At 61.0% G+C, this 20,504-nt stretch carries 21 protein-coding genes; 15 read left to right on the forward strand and 6 right to left on the reverse strand.

Annotated features, from left to right (window positions below; genetic code table 11):
- Nucleotides 1–64: 64 nt before the first annotated feature.
- The gene (gene cysB / locus R0382_RS09905; protein ID WP_432719419.1) at nt 65–1,006 is read right to left on the reverse strand and encodes an HTH-type transcriptional regulator CysB; all 942 of its coding nucleotides are present in this window, start codon (nt 1,004–1,006) and stop codon (nt 65–67) included.
- 104 nt (nt 1,007–1,110) lie between these two features.
- Between cysB and R0382_RS09910 the strand changes: the two genes are divergently transcribed.
- The 10 genes from R0382_RS09910 (at nt 1,111) to R0382_RS09955 (ending at nt 11,565) form a co-directional block, all read left to right on the forward strand.
- Complete coding sequence (locus tag R0382_RS09910; protein WP_432719420.1) at nt 1,111–1,887, forward strand: sulfite exporter TauE/SafE family protein; 777 nt, start codon at nt 1,111–1,113, stop codon at nt 1,885–1,887.
- A 29-nt stretch (nt 1,888–1,916) separates the two neighbouring features.
- Complete coding sequence (locus R0382_RS09915; RefSeq protein ID WP_432719421.1) at nt 1,917–2,600, forward strand: phosphoadenylyl-sulfate reductase; 684 nt, start codon at nt 1,917–1,919, stop codon at nt 2,598–2,600.
- 254 nt (nt 2,601–2,854) lie between these two features.
- Complete coding sequence (locus tag R0382_RS09920; protein ID WP_432719422.1) at nt 2,855–3,733, forward strand: BadF/BadG/BcrA/BcrD ATPase family protein; 879 nt, start codon at nt 2,855–2,857, stop codon at nt 3,731–3,733.
- 22 nt (nt 3,734–3,755) lie between these two features.
- Entirely contained in the window at nt 3,756–4,496 is a 741-nt protein-coding gene (locus R0382_RS09925; protein WP_432719423.1) for a GntR family transcriptional regulator, read from the forward strand.
- Nucleotides 4,497–4,894: 398 nt separating this feature from the next.
- Nucleotides 4,895–6,145 carry an ABC transporter substrate-binding protein gene (locus R0382_RS09930; RefSeq protein ID WP_432719425.1) on the forward strand — a complete coding sequence of 417 codons (1,251 nt, stop codon included), beginning with the start codon at nt 4,895–4,897 and terminating at the stop codon, nt 6,143–6,145.
- Between the two features lie 176 nt (nt 6,146–6,321).
- Nucleotides 6,322–7,572: an ABC transporter substrate-binding protein gene (locus tag R0382_RS09935; RefSeq protein ID WP_432719426.1), complete on the forward strand. Its 1,251-nt coding sequence runs from the start codon at nt 6,322–6,324 to the stop codon at nt 7,570–7,572.
- A gap of 92 nt (nt 7,573–7,664) precedes the next feature.
- A complete protein-coding gene (locus R0382_RS09940) occupies nt 7,665–8,540 on the forward strand; it encodes a carbohydrate ABC transporter permease (protein WP_432719427.1) in 876 nt (291 codons plus the stop codon).
- A gap of 10 nt (nt 8,541–8,550) precedes the next feature.
- Entirely contained in the window at nt 8,551–9,471 is a 921-nt protein-coding gene (locus R0382_RS09945; RefSeq protein WP_432719429.1) for a carbohydrate ABC transporter permease, read from the forward strand.
- 52 nt (nt 9,472–9,523) lie between these two features.
- Nucleotides 9,524–10,627, forward strand: a complete 1,104-nt coding sequence (locus tag R0382_RS09950) for an ABC transporter ATP-binding protein (protein ID WP_432719431.1) — start codon at nt 9,524–9,526, stop codon at nt 10,625–10,627.
- A 131-nt stretch (nt 10,628–10,758) separates the two neighbouring features.
- Complete coding sequence (locus R0382_RS09955) at nt 10,759–11,565, forward strand: polysaccharide deacetylase family protein (protein WP_432719433.1); 807 nt, start codon at nt 10,759–10,761, stop codon at nt 11,563–11,565.
- A gap of 64 nt (nt 11,566–11,629) precedes the next feature.
- On the opposite strand, the gene thrC is transcribed toward R0382_RS09955, so the two are convergent.
- Genes thrC through R0382_RS09980 form a run of 5 tightly spaced genes read right to left on the reverse strand, consistent with a single transcriptional unit; the run spans nt 11,630 to nt 16,516 of the window.
- Nucleotides 11,630–13,057 (reverse strand): threonine synthase, encoded by a 1,428-nt coding sequence (gene thrC, locus R0382_RS09960; protein WP_432719434.1) that lies wholly within the window; start codon nt 13,055–13,057, stop codon nt 11,630–11,632.
- Nucleotides 13,054–13,473: a DUF6998 domain-containing protein gene (locus R0382_RS09965; protein WP_432719435.1), complete on the reverse strand. Its 420-nt coding sequence runs from the start codon at nt 13,471–13,473 to the stop codon at nt 13,054–13,056. The genes thrC and R0382_RS09965 overlap by 4 nt, the downstream gene beginning before the upstream one ends.
- 26 nt (nt 13,474–13,499) lie before the next feature.
- Entirely contained in the window at nt 13,500–14,819 is a 1,320-nt protein-coding gene (locus R0382_RS09970) for a homoserine dehydrogenase (protein WP_432719436.1), read from the reverse strand.
- A 21-nt stretch (nt 14,820–14,840) separates the two neighbouring features.
- Nucleotides 14,841–15,287, reverse strand: a complete 447-nt coding sequence (locus R0382_RS09975; protein ID WP_432719437.1) for a GNAT family N-acetyltransferase — start codon at nt 15,285–15,287, stop codon at nt 14,841–14,843.
- Entirely contained in the window at nt 15,287–16,516 is a 1,230-nt protein-coding gene (locus R0382_RS09980; RefSeq protein ID WP_432724152.1) for a pyridoxal phosphate-dependent aminotransferase, read from the reverse strand. The genes R0382_RS09975 and R0382_RS09980 overlap by 1 nt, the downstream gene beginning before the upstream one ends.
- 248 nt (nt 16,517–16,764) lie before the next feature.
- On the opposite strand from R0382_RS09980, the gene R0382_RS09985 reads away from it, so the two are divergent.
- From R0382_RS09985 to R0382_RS10005, 5 genes are all read left to right on the forward strand, one after another.
- Nucleotides 16,765–17,133 carry an Mth938-like domain-containing protein gene (locus tag R0382_RS09985; protein ID WP_432719439.1) on the forward strand — a complete coding sequence of 123 codons (369 nt, stop codon included), beginning with the start codon at nt 16,765–16,767 and terminating at the stop codon, nt 17,131–17,133.
- 167 nt (nt 17,134–17,300) lie between these two features.
- Complete coding sequence (locus tag R0382_RS09990; RefSeq protein WP_432719440.1) at nt 17,301–17,843, forward strand: GbsR/MarR family transcriptional regulator; 543 nt, start codon at nt 17,301–17,303, stop codon at nt 17,841–17,843.
- Complete coding sequence (locus R0382_RS09995; RefSeq protein WP_432719441.1) at nt 17,840–18,232, forward strand: thiol-disulfide oxidoreductase DCC family protein; 393 nt, start codon at nt 17,840–17,842, stop codon at nt 18,230–18,232. Before R0382_RS09990 ends, R0382_RS09995 begins: the two co-directional genes overlap by 4 nt.
- A 117-nt stretch (nt 18,233–18,349) precedes the next feature.
- Nucleotides 18,350–19,783, forward strand: a complete 1,434-nt coding sequence (locus R0382_RS10000; protein WP_432719442.1) for a TIGR01777 family oxidoreductase — start codon at nt 18,350–18,352, stop codon at nt 19,781–19,783.
- 145 nt (nt 19,784–19,928) lie between these two features.
- Nucleotides 19,929–20,453, forward strand: coding sequence for a DUF4166 domain-containing protein (locus tag R0382_RS10005; RefSeq protein WP_432719443.1), 525 nt, complete (start codon nt 19,929–19,931; stop codon nt 20,451–20,453).
- Nucleotides 20,454–20,504 lie beyond the last annotated feature (51 nt).

Below are 20,504 nucleotides of genomic sequence, written 5' to 3' on the forward strand. Positions count from 1 at the left end.
CTGAAATGAAACAAGCCCGCGTTGCGGGCTTGTTTCATTGGCTGAGACTGCGGGACGAGGCGGCCTATTCGCCGTCGTCGATCTCGCACATCAGCGCGCCCTGCACGACGTCGCGGCTCAGTTGCGGTGCGAACAGCGAGATGAAGTCGAAGGCGTAGCCACGCAGATAGGCATCGCGACGGACGCCGATCCGCGTCGTCGACGATTCGAACAGATGGCCGGCATCGATGGCGACGAGGCCGAGATCACGTTCGGGCTCGAACGCCATCGCCGCGATGATGCCGACGCCAAGACCGAGTGACACATACGTCTTGATGACGTCGGTATCGATGGCGGTGAGCACGACGTTCGGCGTCAGCCCGGCGGCCTCGAACGCGTTGTTGATCTTGTTGCGGCCGGTGAAGGCGAAGTCGTAGGTGATCAGCGGGTAGGCCGCGACGTCGGCGATGGTCAGCGGCCGGCTCAGCCCGGTCAGCGGATGGCCTTGTGGGACGACGATGTCGCGGTTCCAGTCGTAGCAATCGAGCATCGCCAGTTCCGGGTAGTGATCGATGCCCTCGGTGGCGATGGCGATATCGGCCACGCCGTCGACGACCATTTCGCTGATCTGCGTCGGGCTGCCCTGCTTGATCGACAGCCGGACCTTCGGATAGCGCGACAGGAAGGCCTTGATCGTTTTCGGCAAGGCGTAGCGGGCCTGCGTATGCGTGGTCGCGATCGTCAGGCTGCCGCCGTCGACATTGACGAATTCCTCGCCAATGCGCTTGAGGTTCTGCGCCTGCATCAGCATCCGTTCGGAAATGCGCAGGATCTCGCGCCCCGGGGCGGTGACGTCGACGACGCGCTTGCCGTTGCGGATGAAAATCTGCACGCCGAGTTCGTCTTCGAGCAGGCGGATCTGCTTGGAGATCCCCGGTTGCGAGGTGTGCAGTTTTTCCGCCGCTTCGGACACATTCAGGCCCTGTTTGGCGACTTCGACAAGATAGCGCAGCTGTTGCAGTTTCATGGCGGATATCAAATAACCGAGGATTCTATTATCCTAACATATCAATCTAAGTTGCTATAAAAGCCGTTGCTATCATCGCCGCTCAAATCTAGGAATAGCGCGGCATGGAACTGGCTTACATCACTGCGGGGCTCGCAGTCGGCTTCGTCGTCGGCATGACCGGCGTCGGCGGCGGCTCGCTGATGACGCCGATCCTGTTGTTCTTCGGCGTCAGCCCGGCCACGGCTGTCGGCACCGATCTGCTGTATGCGGCGATCACCAAGGCCGGTGGCGTCGTCGTTCACCAGCGTGCGCGCAATATCGACTGGAAAATCACCGGCTGGCTGGCCGCTGGCAGCGTGCCGGCCGCCGCGGCCACGGTGTTGTTGCTGCACAACTGGCACGGCGACATCGATACGCTGAACCGCATCATCAAGCACGGTCTCGGTATTGCGCTGTTGCTGACCGCGGTGGCGATCATCTGCAAGCAGAAGTTGCTGAAACTGGCGCAAACCCATGCCAGCGATTGGCTGGCGATGCCGGATGAACGCCGTAACGTTTACACCGTGGTCGTCGGCCTGCTGCTCGGCGTGATCGTCACCCTGACATCGATCGGCGCCGGTGCACTCGGTACCGTGGCGCTGTTCATGCTGTACCCGCTGCTGCCGACTTCGCGCCTTGTCGGCACCGAAATTGCCCACGCGGTGCCGCTGACGCTGGTCGCCGGCCTTGGCCACGCCGGCCTTGGCAACATCGACTGGCATTTGCTGGGCAGCCTGCTGATCGGCTCGCTGCCGGCCATCTATTTCGGCAGCAAGCTCGCCGGCCGCGTGCCGGACCGCGTGCTCAGGCCGCTGCTGGCAGTGATGCTGGTGGTGACGGGCACCAAGCTGGTATTTTGATCGCAACGATTCACGCATCCGGAGTTCGCATGAGCATGGAAGACAAGCTGGCGGTGACCGTGGCGCTGCTGAAGCGCATTGCCGCTGAACATGGCCCGGCGGTGTTCGCCAATTCCTTCGGCGCCGAGGACATGGTGCTGACCGACCTGATTGCCAGACACGGCATCGGCATCGAGATCTTCAGCCTTGATACCGGCCGCTTGCCGGCCGAGACCTACGAGCTGATGCAGAAAACCGCCGACGCCTATCCGACGAAGCAGGTGCTGACCTTCTTCCCGCGCGCCGAATCGGTCGAGGGCTATGTCAATCAGCACGGCATCAATGCGTTTTACCAGTCGGTCGAGTTGCGCAAGGAATGCTGTCGTATCCGCAAGCTTGAGCCGCTGGCGCGTGCGCTGTCGGGCAAAAAGGCCTGGGTGACCGGGCTGCGGCGCGAGCAGTCGCCGACGCGGACCGACATGGCGCATCAGGAGTTCGACGATGCCAACGGTCTGGAAAAATTCAATCCGCTGCTCGAGTGGACCGAGAAGGACGTCTGGGCCTACATCCGCGCCAACAACGTGCCGTACAACGCACTGCACGATAAGCACTATCCGTCGATCGGCTGCGCGCCCTGTACCCGCTCGATCGCGATGGGCGAGGACGTCCGCGCCGGTCGCTGGTGGTGGGAAAATCCCGAGTTCAAAGAGTGCGGCCTGCACGCCAAGCACTGAGACGATGCCCCCGCCAAACCGACGCCCGCTGCCGCGGGCGTTGTTGTTGACGCAGGTCTATCAGCGTTCGTTGACATGGCGGAAGGGCGCACATAGATTGGTGTGCTTGCCGGGCGCAGCCGGTCCGCAGCGGTGCGACGACTATCGCTGCCCTGTGCGCATCTGGTGAGGCAAGCGCAGGCTACTGGTATTGGAAGGTGGCACCGGTGGTCTTAAAAGCGCAACAAATATAACGATGAAGAAGAGGACGGGTCATGAGTCAAATTGAATATCTGATCGGCGTTGATGGTGGCGGCACCGGTACGCGCATCTGTATCGCCGGTCTCGACGGCATCGAAAAGGTTCGTGCCGAAGCCGGCGCCTCGGCCCTGGGCCAGGGCGTCGACAAGGCCTGGACCAACATCCTGCAGGCGATCCGCGACGGCTTCGCTGCCATCGGCGTCGCATCGCCGGATTTCTCGCGCTGCGCGGTCGGCCTCGGCCTCTCTGGCGTGCACAACCGCGCCTGGGCCGACGAGTTCCAACAGAAGAATCCGGGCTTTGCCAAGATCATCGTCGAAACCGACGGTTTCTCGACGCTGCTCGGCGCGCACAAGGGTGAGTTCGGCGCGATCATCGCCATCGGCACCGGCTCGATCGGCGAAGCTTGGCTGGCCGACGGTACCCGGCTCGAAGTCGGCGGCTGGGGCTTCCCGACTTCGGACGAAGGTTCGGGCGCTTTCCTCGGACTCAAGGCGATCAATCACGTCCAGCGCGTCTTCGACGGTCGTCAGCCGCTGACCGATTTTGGTCGTAAGCTGATGAGCGTGACTGGCGATAGCAAGGAAGCGATTTTTGCCTGGATGGGCAAGATGAAGCAGGGCGAATGCGCGTCGCTGTCACCGATCGTCGTCGAGTTCGGCGAGCGCGATCCGGTTGCCAAGGACTTCCTGCTCGACGCCGGTCGTGAAATCGAGATCATCGGCAAGGCGCTACGTCGCGATGCCGCAACGCTGCCGATTGCCATCTGCGGTGGTGGTTTGTCGGAAGCGCTGCGTCCGTATATTCCGGTCGATTTCCTCGCCAGTACCTCCCGGCCGCAATCCGATTCGTGCGCGGGTGCACTGATCCTGATCCGCCGCGCCGTCGCCTGATCCACGCGCCGGAGGCGTCGCCATGCAAGCATCGGCCAAGTTACTCGTCCTCAAACCCGATCCAGACAGTGCGACGCCGCTCTACCTGCAGCTCGGCCACAAGTTAGCCGCGGCCATTCATGCCGGATTCTGGAAAGCCGATGATCCGCTGCCTTCGGAGCGGACCTTCTGCGAGGTGCTGGGTGTCTCGCGCGTGACCGCGCGCAAGGCGCTCGACCTGTTGTACGAGCAAGGCATGATCATCCGGCGCCAAGGCGCCGGAACTTACATCACGCCCAAGCTGGAACAGCCCTTGACCCGATTGACCAACCTGTCGGAAATGCTCAAGCAGCGAGGCTTCACGCCGGGATCAAAGTGGCTCAAGCGCGAGGTGGCGACGGCCACGCCCGAGGAGCTGCTCAAGCTCAACCTTGCGCCTAACAGCCGGGTCAGCCGGCTGCAACGGGTCCGTACCGCCAGTGAGGTGATCATGGCGATCGAGGAAACCGCCTTGCCGTATCACCTGGTCCCCGAGCCGGCCGAGATAGGGGATTCTCTTTATGAATTTATGCGAAGCCGCCACCTGAGTGTTGTGCGTGCGATACAGAATATCGGTGCCATCAACGCAACCGAGGCGCTGGCGACGCTGGCAAATGTGCCGGTTGGGTCGGCCATGCTGCACCTGACTCGGGTCGGATTCCTTGAAAACGGCATGGCCATCGAGCTGACTCATTCCTATTTTCGCAGTGATTACTACGATCTCGTCGTCGAGCTTCATTGTTAATTTGCTGATTCGAAATAAAAAATCCAATTCTTTCTGTTTTTGTCATGTAGTCGGTTGTCGATGAAGTACGTCGTCGGCTACGTCCCAATATGGGTATGCCAGATAACTGCCCTTGTTTGCCGTTTCTCCCGCTCGCTTGTGTTGCACTGCCGCATGGTTTGGCGGGTTTCTGCCTGCTTTCAAATTGCGGTAATCTGGCCCGGGCCGTTCAGGCTGGATGCCGCGAAGAGCAGGGTCGCAGTATCGAAGTCGGGCGAGTCTTACGCACGCCGAACGGCAGACCTCCGACTGCGCAGCAAGTGGCAGTGGTGGTTTGATGGCACAAGAGAGAGTTGACTAAGGTTTTCCCGGCCTATTTGGAAGTCGGGTATTAACCCGCTTGGAAGGAGATTGGATCGATGAAGTTGAAGCGCACCGTCGCACTGGCTGCCGCCGTATTCGCCGCCACCTCGTTTAACGCTATGGCTGCCGGCAAGGTTCAGGTCGAGTACTGGTCGAACAGCCTGTCGCCGAAGTTCGATAGCGTAATGAAGGATCTGACCGGCAAATTCAATGCCTCGCAGACCGAAATCGAAGCCAAGTGGGTTGACGTACCTTGGGATGCCTTCCAGGCACGCATGGTCGCTGCCGTCGCCAGCGGCAATGTCCCGGGTCTTGTCAATCTGCCCAAGCCGTGGATGGACCAATACGCGCAAGCGAAAATCATTGTGCCGATCACCAAGCAAGCCAGTGGCTTCAAGGGGATCTACACCGAAGGCGCCAACAAGGATGCAAGCTACGACGGCCAGATCTACGGCCTGCCGTGGTACCAGGTGACCGGCGTGCTGTTCTACAATAAGGAACTGCTGGCCAAGGCCGGTGTGAAAGAAGCACCGAAGAGCTTTAGCGAACTGATGCAGACCGCCAAGCTCGTGAAGGAAAAAACCGGTGTTGCCGGCTTCTCGCCGAAGCTCAACGACGGCTTCACTGGCTGGTTCCTGTACGAAGGTCTGCCAGTCCTGAAGGACGGCAAGGCCGTCTTCAACAGCCCGGCGCACGTGAAGCTGGTGGAAGAGTTTGCCGCGGCCTACAAGGCTGGCGTATTCCCGAAAGATGTATTCAAGATGGGCTTTGAGGAGCAGATCGCAGCGTTCGGCTCGCAAAAGATCGCCATGTTCGCCGAAGGCGCGCATGCGCTGAAACGTACCAAGACCGATTCGCCGAAGGTTTATGCCGAGACTGGTGTCGCAGGCTTCCCGCACGCCGGCGGAAAGACGCCGTTCGGTGGCTTCCTGTTCCTGTGGTCGGTGCCTAAGGGTTACAAGAACGTCGATGCGGCGGTCAAACTGGGCAAATTCCTGACCAACGATGAAGCGCAGCTGGCGTTTGCTAAGGCGTCCGCCACCTTCCCGTCGACCAACAAGGCACTGGAAGATGCGTACTTCCAGTCTGGCGCCAAGTCGGCTGATCCGGTCGAGCGTGCGACTGCTGTTGCGGCGACGGCGATCAAGACGTCGCGCACGCTGACCGTTTCCGGTCTGCCGGACGAGGCAGCGATGAACAAGAAACTTGATGACGAAGTCCAGGCCGCAGTGACGGGCCGCAAGTCGGCCAAGCAAGCACTGGACGACGCTACAGCGTTCTGGAATAGCAAGCTCACCGCCAAGTAAGGTGTTTGAGTTATTGCAATTTCGGTGAATCGAATTTTGTCGGGATGGAAATCTGTTAGACTGTCCCGGCAAAATAAACAATCCGCATGATTTGGTGGTGACACTGGGTCGAATGTGGTGTACCGCAAGGACCTCAGTCCTGGCGTTTCTGTCGATAACTCCAAGAGGAAGACAAGATGAAGCTCAAAAAAATGTTGACCGCTGGTGCGGTGGTGTTCGGCTTCGCAGCTCTCCAAGCCCAGGCTGCAACCGAACTCGAATTCTGGACCTTTAACCTCGCGCCGAAGTTCAACGGCTACTTCGAGCAAGCCGTTACCAAGTTCAACGCTGCCAACCCGGGCCTGCAAGCCAAGTGGGTTGACATGAACTGGGACCAGATCCAGCCGAAGCTGATCGCTTCGATCGCTGCCGGCAACCCGCCGGCGCTGGTGAACTTCAACGTGCCTTGGGTTCATGAATACGCTCAGCAAGGCAACATCCTGCCGCTGGATCAATACCTCGGCGCCGACAAGAACACCTACCTGGCTGCTGCCCTCAAGGACGTGACCGTCAATGGCAAGGTGTACGCGTTCCCGTGGTACAACTCGGTTTCGATCATTGCCTACAACAAGGACATCTTCGCCAAGGCTGGCGTGAAGTCGGCTCCGAAGAACTTCGATGAGCTCGTTTCCGAGGCCAAACTGATCAAGGCCAAGACCGGCGTTGCAGCTTTCGCACCGAAGATGGACAACTTCACCGGCTGGTTCTACTACGCTGGCCTGCCGATGGTTGAAAACGGCAAGGCCGTGTTCAACTCGCCGAAGCACGTTGCTTTCGTGCAGAAGTTCGCTGACCTGTACAAGGCTGGCGCTCTGCCGAAGGACGTCTTCAAGATGGCCTTCGAACAGGAAATCGCTGCGTACAACTCGGGCAAGATCGCGATGATGACCACCGCGCCGCAAGCCCTGAAGCGTACCGAAACCGATGCCAAGGCAATCTACGACAAGACCGGCGTTGCTGCTTTCCCGACCGACGCAGGCAAGATGGCGTTTGGCGCCTGGATGCTGGACTTCGTGATTCCGAAGGGCACCAAGGATCCGGCTGCTTCGGCCAAGCTCGGTAAGTTCCTGACTTCGGACGAGCAGCAAGTTACGTTCTCGAAGGCAACCGAAACGACCTTCCCGTCGACCAAGAAAGCCAACCTGGATCCGTACTTCCAAGCTGGTGCCAAGAGCGCCGACGTGGTTGACCAGGCTCGTGCCGTTGCTGCCAAGTCGATGGAAAACGCTCGCACTCTGACCATTGCTCCGGGCGTGCTGCCGGACGAAGCTGCAATGAACAAGAAGCTGCAAGACGAAGTTCAGAGCGCGATCGAAGGCCGCAAGTCGGTCAAGGCCGCCCTGGATGAAGTGGTTGCTGCTTGGAACGAGAAGCTCGGCAAGAAGTAAGCAATTCTTCTGCTTCTCTGAAGACGGAGCTGTCGGTAACGGCAGTTCCGTTTTTTCCCGCCGTACATAAATATATACAGTCGAGTTGCGCCGTGAAAAACTCCAGCAGCTATACCGCCATTGCTTATCTGTTCTTGGCCCCCGCCTTGATTCTGATGGGTATCTTCACGTTCTGGCCAGTAGGGTATAATACCTATTTGGCATTCAATAATTACAGCATTGCCGATGGCACTGCGACTTGGAACAACTTCGAGCACTTCAAATACATTGCTCAGGAAGAACTGTTCCATAACGCCCTGAAGAACTCGCTGCTCTATCTGCTGGTTGTTCCGGTGATTCAGATTGCTGCGCTGGTCGTGGCCAAGCTAGTCAACAACAAGCTGCCGGGGATGACTTTCTTCCGCGCGGCCTATTACATTCCCGTCATTACCGCCATTTCGATTGCCGGCGTCGTCTGGGCCAACGTCTACAAGTACGATGGCATGCTGACTTGGCTGCTGCAGGCGCTGCATCTGGTGCCGCAAGGCCCGGATGGTCAGATCGACTGGCTGGGTAATCCCGATATCGCGCTCTACATGGTGATGATCTTCACCTTCTGGAAGGGCATCGGCTATTACATGGTGCTGTATCTTGCCGGCTTGCAGGCAATTCCGGGTGAGGTCGAAGAGGCTGCAATTCTGGATGGCGCCAATGCTTGGGACCGTTTCTGGAAGATCACCGTCCCGATGGTTAAGCCGACGATCCTGCTCTGTACGCTGCTGTCGACGATTGCCGCAATCCGCGCCTTCCAGGAAATCATCGTGCTGACCAAGGGTCAGGCCGATACCTATACCGCGCTCTACTACGTGTTTGACCAGGCGTTCCGCAACTACAACTTTGGCCGTGGTGCCGCTGCCGGTTTGGTGGTGACCTTCTTCTGCCTGATGTTGTCGGCGATTCAGTTCCGATTCTTCGGCGAAAAGAGGTAAGGAGCGCAACATGTCTGCTAGTCATTCCGCCGAAAAAGTGCTGTCGTCGTCCGCCAAGGACGGCGGCGCCTCCCAAAAAAGGTCTCGCAATATGGCATCCAGTCGTAAGACTCAGCGTGTCCTGGCGCTGACCGGTCAATACGCCGGCCTGATCGCCTTCGCCATCTTCACGTGCTTCCCGTTCGTCTGGGCGCTGTCTGTCGGCCTGTCGACCGATCCGTCGAATACATGGCTGTTCCCACGTTCGTTCTGGCCGACTGAGCCGGGTCTGATGTGGTTCGAGCGTGTGTTCACGGAAATGCCGTTCCTGACGTACCTGAAGAACTCGACCGTCATGTCGTTCTGGACCATCGTGTCCGTGGTGGTGATTTCGGTGCTTGCCGCCTATCCGCTGGCGCGATTGAAGTTTCCGGGTCGTAACCTGATCTTCGTGGCGATCATCGCAACGCTGATGCTGCCGTCCGAAGTCAACATCATCCCGAACTTCATCACGCTGAAGCACCTCGGTCTGCTGGACAGCTACTGGGGCGCGATCATCCCGAACTTTGCCGGTGCCTTCGGCATTTTCCTGATGAAGCAAGCATTCGAGCAGATCCCGCAGGATCTGATCGATGCGGCCCGTGTCGATGGTGCAACCGAGCTGCAGATTCTGTGGCGCGTGATGGTGCCGGTATCGGCGCCGTCGATTGCTGCGCTGTCGATTTTCACCCTCGTCAATGCCTGGAACGACTATCTGTGGCCGTCGATCGTCATCACGACGCGCGACAAATTGCCGCTGGCGGTGGGTGTGTTCAACGACTTGACCGGCCCGTTTGCCGTTTCGACCAGCCTCGTCATGGCCGCGATCGTTCTGACCGTGTTGCCCGTGCTGATCTTCTTCGCCTTCACGCAGCGTTACTTCATCTCCGGCCTCGATGGCGCGGTGAAGTAATCGATTCGTGATTAGCTAACGCTCAAGAACTGTATTTGCAAGGAAATCGAAAATGGCTTCGGTTACGCTCAAGAACATCAAGAAAAACTACACCAAGGACGTTACCGTCATCAAGGGTGTGGATCTGGATATCCAGGACGGCGAATTCGTCGTGTTCGTCGGCCCGTCGGGCTGCGGCAAGTCGACCATGCTGCGCATGATCGCCGGTCTGGAAGACATCACCGATGGCGAACTCTTCATCGGCGACACGCTCGCTAACGACATCCATTCGTCCAAGCGCGGCATCGCCATGGTGTTCCAGTCGTATGCGCTTTATCCGCATATGACGGTCGCGCAGAACATGGGTTTCGCACTCAAGCTGGCCGGTACGCCGAAATCCGAGATCGACGAGCGCGTGAACAAGGCTGCGGACATTCTGCAGATTACCCATCTGCTCGAACGCAAGCCGAAGGCGCTTTCCGGCGGTCAGCGCCAGCGCGTGGCCATCGGCCGTGCGATCGTGCGTGAACCCAAGGTCTTCCTGTTCGACGAACCGCTGTCGAACCTGGATGCGTCGCTGCGCCTGAATATGCGTGTCGAGCTGTCCAAGCTGCACCAGGATCTGAAGACCACGATGATCTACGTGACCCACGATCAGGTCGAAGCCATGACCCTGGCCGACCGTATCGTGGTGTTCAACGCCGGCATCATTCAGCAGGTCGGCAGCCCGCTGGAAATGTACGAAAATCCGTCCAACCTGTTCGTTGCCGGCTTCCTCGGCTCGCCGAAGATGAACCTGCTCGAAGCGCAGCTGGTCGGTGTCGAGCAAGGCGCTGCAGTGATGCGCCTGCCCAAGGGCATCACCGTGCGTAGCGCGGTCGACGCCAGCCGTGGCAAGGTCGGCGACAAGGTGACGCTGGGTATTCGTCCCGAGCACATCCAGCTGGCCGATCCGCAAGATGCCAATGCGATTCCGGCGCGTGTCGATCTGATCGAACACCTCGGCGACATCGTGCTGGCCTACATCGAAATCCCGGGCATCAACGAGATCATTTGTCTCAAGCTGCCGGGTCACATGACGGGCCTCAAGTACGGCGACAGCGTGCGCATCTCGTTCCCGGAAAAGAATGTGCTGCTGTTCGATGCCGAAGGTCTGGCATTCAAGCGTTCGATCTGATCCTTTTTAGGTTCAAAGGAAAAGCCTGCCCGAGTGGCAGGCTTTTTTTTGCCCGACAGCGATGCGGCAAGCAGGGCAAACCGGCTTCAACCGGTGTGAATTTAGAATGCGAGGGTGACAAGGAGAAGACAATGACGCTCAAGGCATGGATGGTGACGCTGATGATGCTGTGTTCCGGACTGGCAAGTGCAGTGGACAAGGTGCAAAAGATCCGTACGCCGTATCTCGATGGCTGGGAGCAGATTCCGCTGGCCGTGATGGAAAAGCAGGCGGCGGATTTTCCCGCGACCTACTGGCTTGAAGGACCCGGCTTGCGCAAGCAGATCGCGCTGACCTTCGATGACGGCCCGAGCGAGAATACGCCCGAGTTATTGAAGGTGTTGAAAAAGCACGGCGTGCACGCGACGTTCTTCTGGCTGGGCGCACAAGTCGAGCGCAATCCGCAGATTGCGCGTGATGCCGCCGCGCAGGGACATACGATCGCCAACCATTCGTACAACCACCCGTACTCGAGCAAGTTGATCCCGGCGGTCTTCTGGCGCGATCAGGTCGAGCGCACCCAGCAGATCATGCAGCAGACCCTCGGTTTTGCGCCGACCTTGTTCCGGCCGCCGTATGGCGATATCAGCGATGCCGAGGTGCGCTGGCTGCAGGAGCGCGACATGAAGGTGATCAGCTGGTCGATCGACACCCGTGACTGGTGGGTGGCGTGGAAGAAGGGCAGCCCGGTCGAGATCGAGCAGATGGTTACCGACTACCTGCATCCGGAAGCCATCGTGCTGATGCACGACGGTGGCGGCGCGCGGGACAGGACGATCGCCGCCGTCGATGCGCTGATCCCGAAGCTGAAGGCGCAAGGTTACGAGCTGGTGACGGTCGATGCCTTGCTCGGCGTGCCGGGCAAGCAGGTGCTCGCGCCAGTAGCGGTCGCGAAATAGCGCGATCCGGGCAAGAAAAAAGCCGGTCATTGACCGGCTTTTTCATGTGCTGAGCGAGGCGGCGTTACACCCGCGCGGCGACATAGCGCTTCAACGCATCGACATCGGCCTCGAGCGTATCGAAACGCTGCGGCAGGTCTTCCAGGCCGACAAGGTGAGCGGGGCGTTGCGGCTGGGTGCTGAGCGCCTCGATCATCGTGGCTTCGAACTTGGCCGGCAGTGCGGTTTCGAGGATCACCATCGGCACGTTCGCATCGCGGTGCGCCTTGGCTGCCTTGTAGCCGTCGGCGGTGTGCGGATCGATCTGCACGCCATACTTTTCGGCGACTTCGCGGATGCTGGCCAACCGGTCGGCGTGGCTGCTCTGTTCCGAGCGGAAGCCGTAGGCATCGTGCATGCGCTTGAAGTCGCCTTCGGACAGCGCAAAGCCGTCGGCCTTCTCGACCTGCTGCCACAGCGCGGCGAGTTCGTCGCCGTCGCGGCCGATCAGATCGAAGACGAAACGCTCGAGGTTCGACGCTTTGGTGATGTCCATCGATGGACTCGAGGTTTCATAGGTCCGGTCGAGGCCGCGCGGCTGGTAGCGGCCGGTCTTGAAGAACTCGTCGAGGACGTCGTTCTCGTTGGTCGCGACGATCAGGTGGCGGATCGGCAGACCCATCTGCCGGGCGATGTGGCCGGCGCAGACGTTGCCGAAGTTGCCCGAAGGCACGCAGAAATCGACCGGGTCGCCGACCTTTTTCGCCACGGCGAAATAGCCCTTGAAGTAGTACACGACCTGGGCGATCACGCGGCCCCAGTTGATCGAGTTGACCGCGCCGATCTTGTGTTCGGCCTTGAACGCGGCGTCGTTGTTCACGGCCTTGACCATGTCCTGGCAGGCGTCGAAGAAGCCCTTCACCGCGACGTTGTGGATGTTTGCCTCTTGCAGGCTGAACATCTGCGCGCGCTGGAACGGACTCATCTTGCCGGCCGGCGATAGCATCACGACGTTGACGCCGTGTTTGCCGCGCATCGCGTACTCGGCCGCCGAACCGGTATCGCCCGAGGTTGCGCCGACGATATTGATCGTCTCGCCGCGCTGCGCCAGCACGTACTCGAACAGGTTGCCGAGCAACTGCATGGCCATGTCCTTGAACGCCAGCGTCGGGCCGTTCGACAGCTCCTGCAGGTACAGATTGTCGTCGAGCCGCAGTACCGGGGTGATTTCGCTTGCGCGGGCCGGGTCACGGCCGTTGCAGTAGACCTCGCTGGTGTAGGTCTTGGCGATCAGCGCTTTCAGGTCGGCAGCCGGCATGTCGTCGACGAAATGGTCGATGATCTGGAAGGCGAGGTCGGCATACGACAACGGCGCCAAGCGCTCGAGCGCATCGAGGCCAAAGCGCGGATAGGCCTCGGCAATGGCCAGGCCGCCGTCGGGCGCGAGGCCGCCGAGCAGAATGTCCGAAAACGCTTGCGGGGCCATGCCGCCGCGGGTCGAGATGTATTTCATTGTTTGGCCTGTAATTGCTTGAGCTTGGTAATCGCAATCATGTGCTTGTTATCACGCGCCGAGTAGCGGGCGGATGCGCTGACAAGGTCGAATGCACCGTAGAAAAACTCTTCCCACGAACCATCGTCACGAACTCCGACAACGAGCAGCATATCTGCCGTGCCGCGATAGCCAATTTGCGTTGCCGCGTAGTTCGTTTTGATTTGAACGGTTTTCCCATCATCGCGGATCGCGTCGAAACCATCTGAGCCTGCTGGGGCTTTTTTCAGCTGGTAGTGCTCAATGGCGACTAACTCCCCAAAGTCGCCAAGCAAGTTACCTAGTCCGGCCCAATTGAATTCTGGCGCAAGCAGTTTCAACGCTTTTTGCGAGGCAAAGATGCTAGCCAGAATGTGTTGTGCTGCTTTGATTCTCATCTGGCTAACCTCTTTCTCCCGGCGGTTTAGCCGTTCAAATGCTCGAGTCGCAGCTTGACGATCTTGCCGTTGATGGTGTCCAGCGCTTCGATCTTCGCCAGTGCGGCGTCGACATTTTTCTCGATCGCCAAGTGGGTGATGATGACCACATCGTCGCGGCCGTCGTCGCTGGCCTGATCGCTCGGGCGCTGCAGCATCGCGTCGACCGAAATGCCGTGGTCGGCGAGGATGCGCGTGACGTCGGCGAGCACGCCGGTCTGATCGAGGGCGTTCAGGCGCAGGTAGTAGCAGCTTTCGACTTCGCCGATCGGCAGGATCGGCAGGTCGGCGAGTTGCGACGGCTGGAATGCCAGATGCGGTACGCGGTGTTCCGGGTCGGCGGTGTGCAGGCGGGTGATGTCGACGAGGTCGGCGATCACCGACGACGCGGTCGGCTCGGCGCCGGCGCCCGGGCCGTAGTACATCGTTGCGCCGACGGCATCGCCCTTGACCAGAATCGCGTTCATCACGCCGTCGACATTGGCGATCAGGCGCTTGGCCGGGATCAGCGTCGGCGAGACGCGCAGCTCGATGCCGTTGGGACGGCGGCGGGTTACGCCGAGCAGCTTGATCCGGTAGCCGAGTTCCTGCGCGTACTTGATGTCGGCGGCCTGCAGCTTGCTGATGCCTTCGAGATAGGCCTTGTCGAACTGGACCGGGATGCCGAAGGCGATTGCGCTCATGATGGTGAGCTTGTGTGCGGCGTCGTGGCCTTCGATATCGAAGGTCGGGTCGGCCTCGGCGTAACCGAGGCGCTGGGCTTCGGCGAGCACGTCGGCAAAGGCGGCGCCCTTGTCGCGCATCTCGGTGAGGATGAAGTTGCTGGTGCCGTTGATGATGCCGGCGACCCATTCGATCCGGTTGGCGGTCAGGCCTTCGCGCAACGCCTTGATCACCGGGATACCGCCGGCGACCGCGGCTTCGAACGCGACGATGACGCCCTTTTCCTGCGCCTTGGCGAAAATCTCGTTGCCGTATTCGGCGATCAGTTTCTTGTTGGCGGTGACGACGTGCTTGCCGTTCTCGATCGCCGTCAGCACCAGCTCCTTGGCGATGGTGGTGCCACCGATCAGTTCGACGACGATGTCGATATCGGGATGACGGGCGATGGCCAGTGCGTCGTCAACGACCTCGACCTCGCTGCCACAGATTTCGCGCGCGCGCGCGATGTCGCGGTTGGCGGCCATCTTCACGGTGATCGGCCGGCCGGCGCGGCGGGCGATTTCTTCTGCATTGCGTTTCAGTACGGTGGCAGTGCCGCCGCCGACGGTGCCGACGCCGCACAAGCCTACATAGATCGGTTTCATCACGGTCAACCCTCGGGCCTGTCAGGCCATTCTCAAATTTTTCTTGAAGCTGTAGGAAGCGATGCTCATCCCTTCCCGGAAGTAAAAGCGGTGCGCGCCAGTGCGCTGCACGCCCGAATCGAGTGCGAGCACGTCGCAATCGTGGGCATGGGCCCGCTCGGTGAGCCAGGCGAGGAGTACGCGGCCGACGCCTTGTGAGCGTGCGGCCGCGTCGGTGACCAGATCGTCTACGTAAAGACGCCGGCCTTCATAGGTATTCTCGATCACGCGCCACAGCGCGAGCCCGAGGACGCGTTCACCGTCGACGGCAATCGCCAGTCGGCCACCGGCGGCGCAAACTGTCGCGATCCGGCCGGCATAGTCGTCCGGCAGCATCGGGCGCAATTGCCGGTGCACCGGTTCGGTTGCAGCCAGCCACTCGGACGCGATCAGCGCGCCCTGGTCGTCGGTGAGCGGCAAGACCCGCATTATGCGGTACCGTGGCGTTTTCGGTAAGACGCCAGGAAGCGGTCGAGCCGGCCGAGCGCGTCGGTCAGATCATCGGTGTTGGGCAGGAAGACCACGCGGAAGTGGTCGGGCTGATGCCAGTTGAAGCCGGTGCCCTGGACCAGCAGCACTTTTTCCTGCTGCAGGAATTCGAGAATGAACTGCTGATCGTCGGCGATCGGATACACGTTCAGGTCGAGCTTGGGGAACATGTACAGCGCGGCTTTTGGCTTGACGCAGCTGACGCCCGGCATGGCGTTGATCAGCTCGTGCGCCAGATCGCGCTGCTTGGCCAGCCGTCCGCCCGGACAGACGAGGTCGTCGATGCTCTGGTAGCCGCCGAGCGCGGTCTGGATCGCGTACTGGCCCGGCACATTGGCGCACAAACGCATGGTCGAGAGGATGTTCAGGCCTTCGATGTAGTCGCGGGCGATCTTCTTGTTGCCCGAGACGATCATCCAGCCGGCGCGGTAGCCACAGGCGCGATAGTTCTTCGACAGGCCGTTGAAGGTGACGAACAGGATGTCGTCGGCGAGCGAGGCGATCGACGTGTGCTTGGCGCCGTCGTACAGCACCTTGTCGTAGATCTCGTCGGCATAAATGATCAGGCCGTGTTCGCGGGCGATCTGCACCAGCTCGCGCAGCACCTCGTCCGGGTAGAGCGCACCGGTCGGGTTGTTCGGATTGATGATGACGAGCGCCTTGGTCTTGTCGCTGATCTTGGCGCGGATGTCGTCGAGCGCCGGCAGCCAGCCATTGGCTTCGTCGCACAGATAGTGGCGCGGCCGGCCACCGGCGAGGCTGACCGCGGCGGTCCACAGCGGGTAGTCCGGCATCGGCACCAGTACTTCGTCGCCGTTGTTCAGCAGGCCTTGCATCGCCATCACGATCAGCTCGGACGCGCCGTTGCCGATATAGATATCGTCGACGGTGACGCCGGCAATGTTCTTCTCCTGCGAGTAGTGCATGATCGCTTTGCGCGACTGGAACAGGCCCTTGCTGTCGACATAGCCCGACGCGTTCGGCAGGTTGCGGATCACGTCCTGCACCACTTCTTCCGGTGCATCGAAACCGAAAGGCTGGAGGTTGCCGATGTTCAGTTTGATGATCCGGTGGCCTTCCTCTTCCATCTGCCGCGCTCGCTCCGGAATCGGACCACGGATCTCGTAGCAGACGTTGAGCAGTTTGTTCGACTTGAGGATGGCTTCCATGGCGATCTGGCCGGTGCGGGTAGAGGAGCTGACCATTCTAGCGAAAGAATCATGCTGCGGTGCATACAGCGTGGCGCGACGATGCGGAGCACAGTTGGGCAAAGTGCTCCCCCTTCCGTAGTGACACCAGCGCATTTCTCCGTCGTCCGATACCCGGGTAGTCAGCGGGCCTTCGGGCGTGAACGAACCGGCTCGCCCGTCTACCGGATAGGCTTTAAAATGGCGGCACCGTTTTCCGGACCCCGACCATGAAACTGCACCACACCATGACCGAGCATCTGAACCAGTTCGCCAGCTATGGCGAGGGCTTCGTCAAGGTCAACGATGTCCGCTACGAGGGCAGCCTGATCGTCACGCCCGAGGAGATCCGCGAATGGCGGCCGGCGAGCTTCGATGCGTTGACGCCGGAAGACTTCGCCGTGCTGCTCGAACTCAAGCCCGAGCTGGTGCTGTTCGGCACCGGCAGCAGCCTGCGCTTTCCGCATCCGCGCCTGACCGCCGCACTCGCCGCCGCGCGCGTCGGCTTTGACCCGATGGATACCGGCGCGATGTGCCGGACCTTCAACATCCTCACCGCCGAATCACGGCGTGTGGTCGCGGTGGTGCTTGGCGGCTGAGCCTGCCGGGCTCCGCATCGATGAAAAGCCGGCTTGAGCCGGCTTTTTCTATGCCGGCTGCCGACGATGGCTGTGGCATTTTCATTCGACCCTGGCGATAGGGCTTGTTATTTGGTGGTGCAGGTATACAGTTGTTTCTGTAAAGACAGAAATTAAAGCCGCGATCGATGACACTGAGCCCGACCACGCAAAAATACATCCTCCACTGGGGCGAAATGGGGACGCGCTGGGGCGTGAACCGCAGCGTCGCGCAGATCCATGCCTTGCTCTTCCTGAGTAATGTGCCGCTGCACGCGGAGCAGATCAGCGAAACCCTGACCATCGCGCGTTCGAACGTCAGTACCAGCCTGAAGGAGCTGCAAAGCTGGGGCTTGATCAGGGCGATGCACATGCCCGGCGACCGGCGCGACCATTTTCAGGCCTATCAGGATGTCTGGGAGGTGTTCCGCATCATTCTGGCGGAGCGCAAGAAACGCGAGCTGGACCCGACGCTGACGGTGCTGCGCGAATGCGCGCTCGAGGCCGAAAACGATCAGGCGCTGGAAGCGGCGACCCGGGCGCGCATGGACGAGGTGTTGGCTTTTCTGGAACTGCTGATGCGTGGCTATGACGACTTCAAGCATCTGTCGCCGGCGACTGTGCAGCGTTTCGTGCAGATGGGCGGCAAGGTTGCCCGATTCTTGAGTCCTGATGAAAAGGAAGTGCCATGACCACGCTGACCTTGTTCTTCGATAGCCGTTGCCCACTGTGTTCGGCCGAAATGCGCCGTTTGGCGCGATGGGATCGCCACGGCCGGCTGGCCTATGCCGATATGCACGGCGATGGCTTTGATGCCGCGGATTACGGCACGAGCTGGGCGGCGATGGATGCCGAGCTGCATGCGCTGACGGCGGACGGACGCCTGCTGGTCGGCATCGATGCGATCGCTGCTGCCTATAGCGCGGTCGGACGAAGCTGGCTGGTGTTGCCGCTGAAGCTGCCGTTGACGAAGCCGCTCTGGGCCAGGCTCTACCGCTGGTTCGCGCACAATCGCTATCGCGCCAGCCGGGTGCTTGGATACGGCTGCGTGGATGGTGTCTGCGGCACACGCTATCGCTGATTTTTTTGCCTGTTTATTTCTGTTTATTCAGAAATAAAAGAAATTATCTGGGCATTTGCTTGTGTGTCGTCGTCGGCACGGCAGCCATGCCCGGATGCCAACACAAGGGGGCGCATCATGTCGTTCGACGTTCTGGGTTGGGTATTGAATTTGCTGGTGCTGCAAGGCGTGCTCGGCGGACTGGACACGCTCTACCACCACGAGTTGACGGTCGGCCTGGCGATGAAGCCATCGGCCCGGCGCGAACTGTGCATCCATGCGCTGCGGGCATCGCTGTATGCCGTGGTGTTTGCCGCACTGGCGTGGCTGGCTTTTCATGGCGCCTGGGTGTGGGTGATCGCCGGACTGATCCTGCTCGAGGTCGGGCTGACCCTGTGGGACTTCGTGATCGAGGATGCGAGCCGCAAGCTGCCGGCAACCGAGCGGGTGCTGCACACGGTGCTGGCGATCAATGGCGGCGCGGTATTCGGGCTTTATGCCTGGCAGCTGGTGCAGTGGCACGCGCTGGAGAGCGATCTGGTTCTCGTCGACCATGGCTGGCACAGCATCGTCCTGAGCGTGCTGGCGCTGGGCGTGTTCATCTCGGGGCTGCGGGATGCCCATGCCGCGTGGCGGATGAGCCGGCGCCCGGCGCGCGCGAACGCGTTTGCCGGCCTGCCGCATCAGCGGGTGCTGGTGACCGGTGGTACCGGCTTCATCGGCGAGGCCTTGCTGAACCAGCTCGTGGCGGCCGGCCACGCGGTGACCGTGCTGACGCGGCGGCCACTCGATGCGGCCTATCTGTTCCAGGGACGGGTGCGCAGCATTGCGTCGCTGGCACAGCTGCATGCTGCCGAGCGATTCGACGTGGTGATCAATCTGGCCGGCGCGCCAGTGATCGGCCCGCGCTGGAGCCCGGCCCGCAAGGCGGTCTTGCTGGCCAGCCGGATGAGGACGACCGACGCGCTGCTGGCCTGGCTGGCGCGCGCCGAGCAGGCGCCGGCGGTGTGGGTGCAGGCCTCGGCGATCGGCTTCTATGGCGTCCGTCCGGGAGACGAACTGCTGTCCGAGCGAAGCGCCGCCGGCAGCGGTTTCATGAGCGAGCTGTGCCAGCGCTGGGAGGCGCGTGCCGGGCAGGCCGGTGGCGTGCGGCAGGTCGTGCTCAGGCTGGGGCTGGTATTCGGGCACGGCGGCGCGCTGCCGCCTTTGCTGCTGCCTTACCGATTGGGCGTTGGCGGACGTGTCGGCAGCGGCGCGCAGGTGATGAGCTGGATCCATCTGGATGATGTGTTGGCGCTGATTGCGCGCAGTATCGTCGACCCGACGCTGCGTGGGGTCTACAACGCGGTGGCGCCCGAAGCGGTCAGTCAGGCCGAGTTCGCCAGCATGGTCGGTGGCTTGCTCGGCCGGCCGGTGTGGCTGGCGCTGCCAGCTGGTTTGCTGCGCCGCGTGCTCGGCGAGATGGCGCAGCTGCTCGTCGACGGCCAACGGGTCAGCCCGCAGCGGCTGCTGGCGCAGGGCTATGTTTTTCGCTACGCGACGTTGCGCGAGGCACTCGGCGACCTGCTTTAGCACCTATGCTGTTCGGCGGCTGCGTCCCCGCCTGATGCTCGGAGTCTTATAAGGGGAGACTGCCTTCGGATCCCCCGCTTCGGGCAGCAGCACACGGCTTTGTGCTCGCCTGTCGGGATAGGCTGGCCGTACTCAGGAGAACATCATGAACACGCTTTACCCAACGGTACTCGGTACGGATTTTCAGCGGTTGGATCCACTCTTGCAGCAGTTCCACCAAGCGCACGACGTGGTCTGGCATGGCCATGCCGATGTGCGCTGGACCGACCGGCCCGCGCTGCGCGCCTTGCTGAGGCTGGCCCGCTTGCCGGCTGAAGGCAGGGCGGTGCCCTTGCAGGTTCGGGTGCTGCACGGCGGGAACAAGGAGGTGTGGCAGCGCCGCTTCGCCAGCCGCACCATGGCCTCGCGGCAGTACCGCAAGGCCAGCCGGGTGCAGGAAGCATTCGGGCCGATCCGCCTGAGCCTGGACAGCCGGATCCAGGGTGCCGGGCTGATCCAGCACAGCGTGCGCAGCCACTACCTGGGCATCCCCTTGCCAGGCTGGTGCGCGCTGCAGGTCAGTGCGCATGAATGGCAGGAAGCTGGGTTGTTTCATTTCGACGTGGCCATCCGTTTCGGGCCGTGGACGCTGATCGGCTATACGGGCTGCCTGCGCCCCGACGCACCGTAACGACCCATGCGGCGCTGCCGTCCGCCGGTTGAACTTGTGGTGTAGAACATT

Origin of the sequence: Jeongeupia wiesaeckerbachi, from assembly GCF_050916355.1 — a bacterium.
GTDB classification, from domain to species: Bacteria; Pseudomonadota; Gammaproteobacteria; order Burkholderiales; family Chitinibacteraceae; genus Jeongeupia; species Jeongeupia wiesaeckerbachi.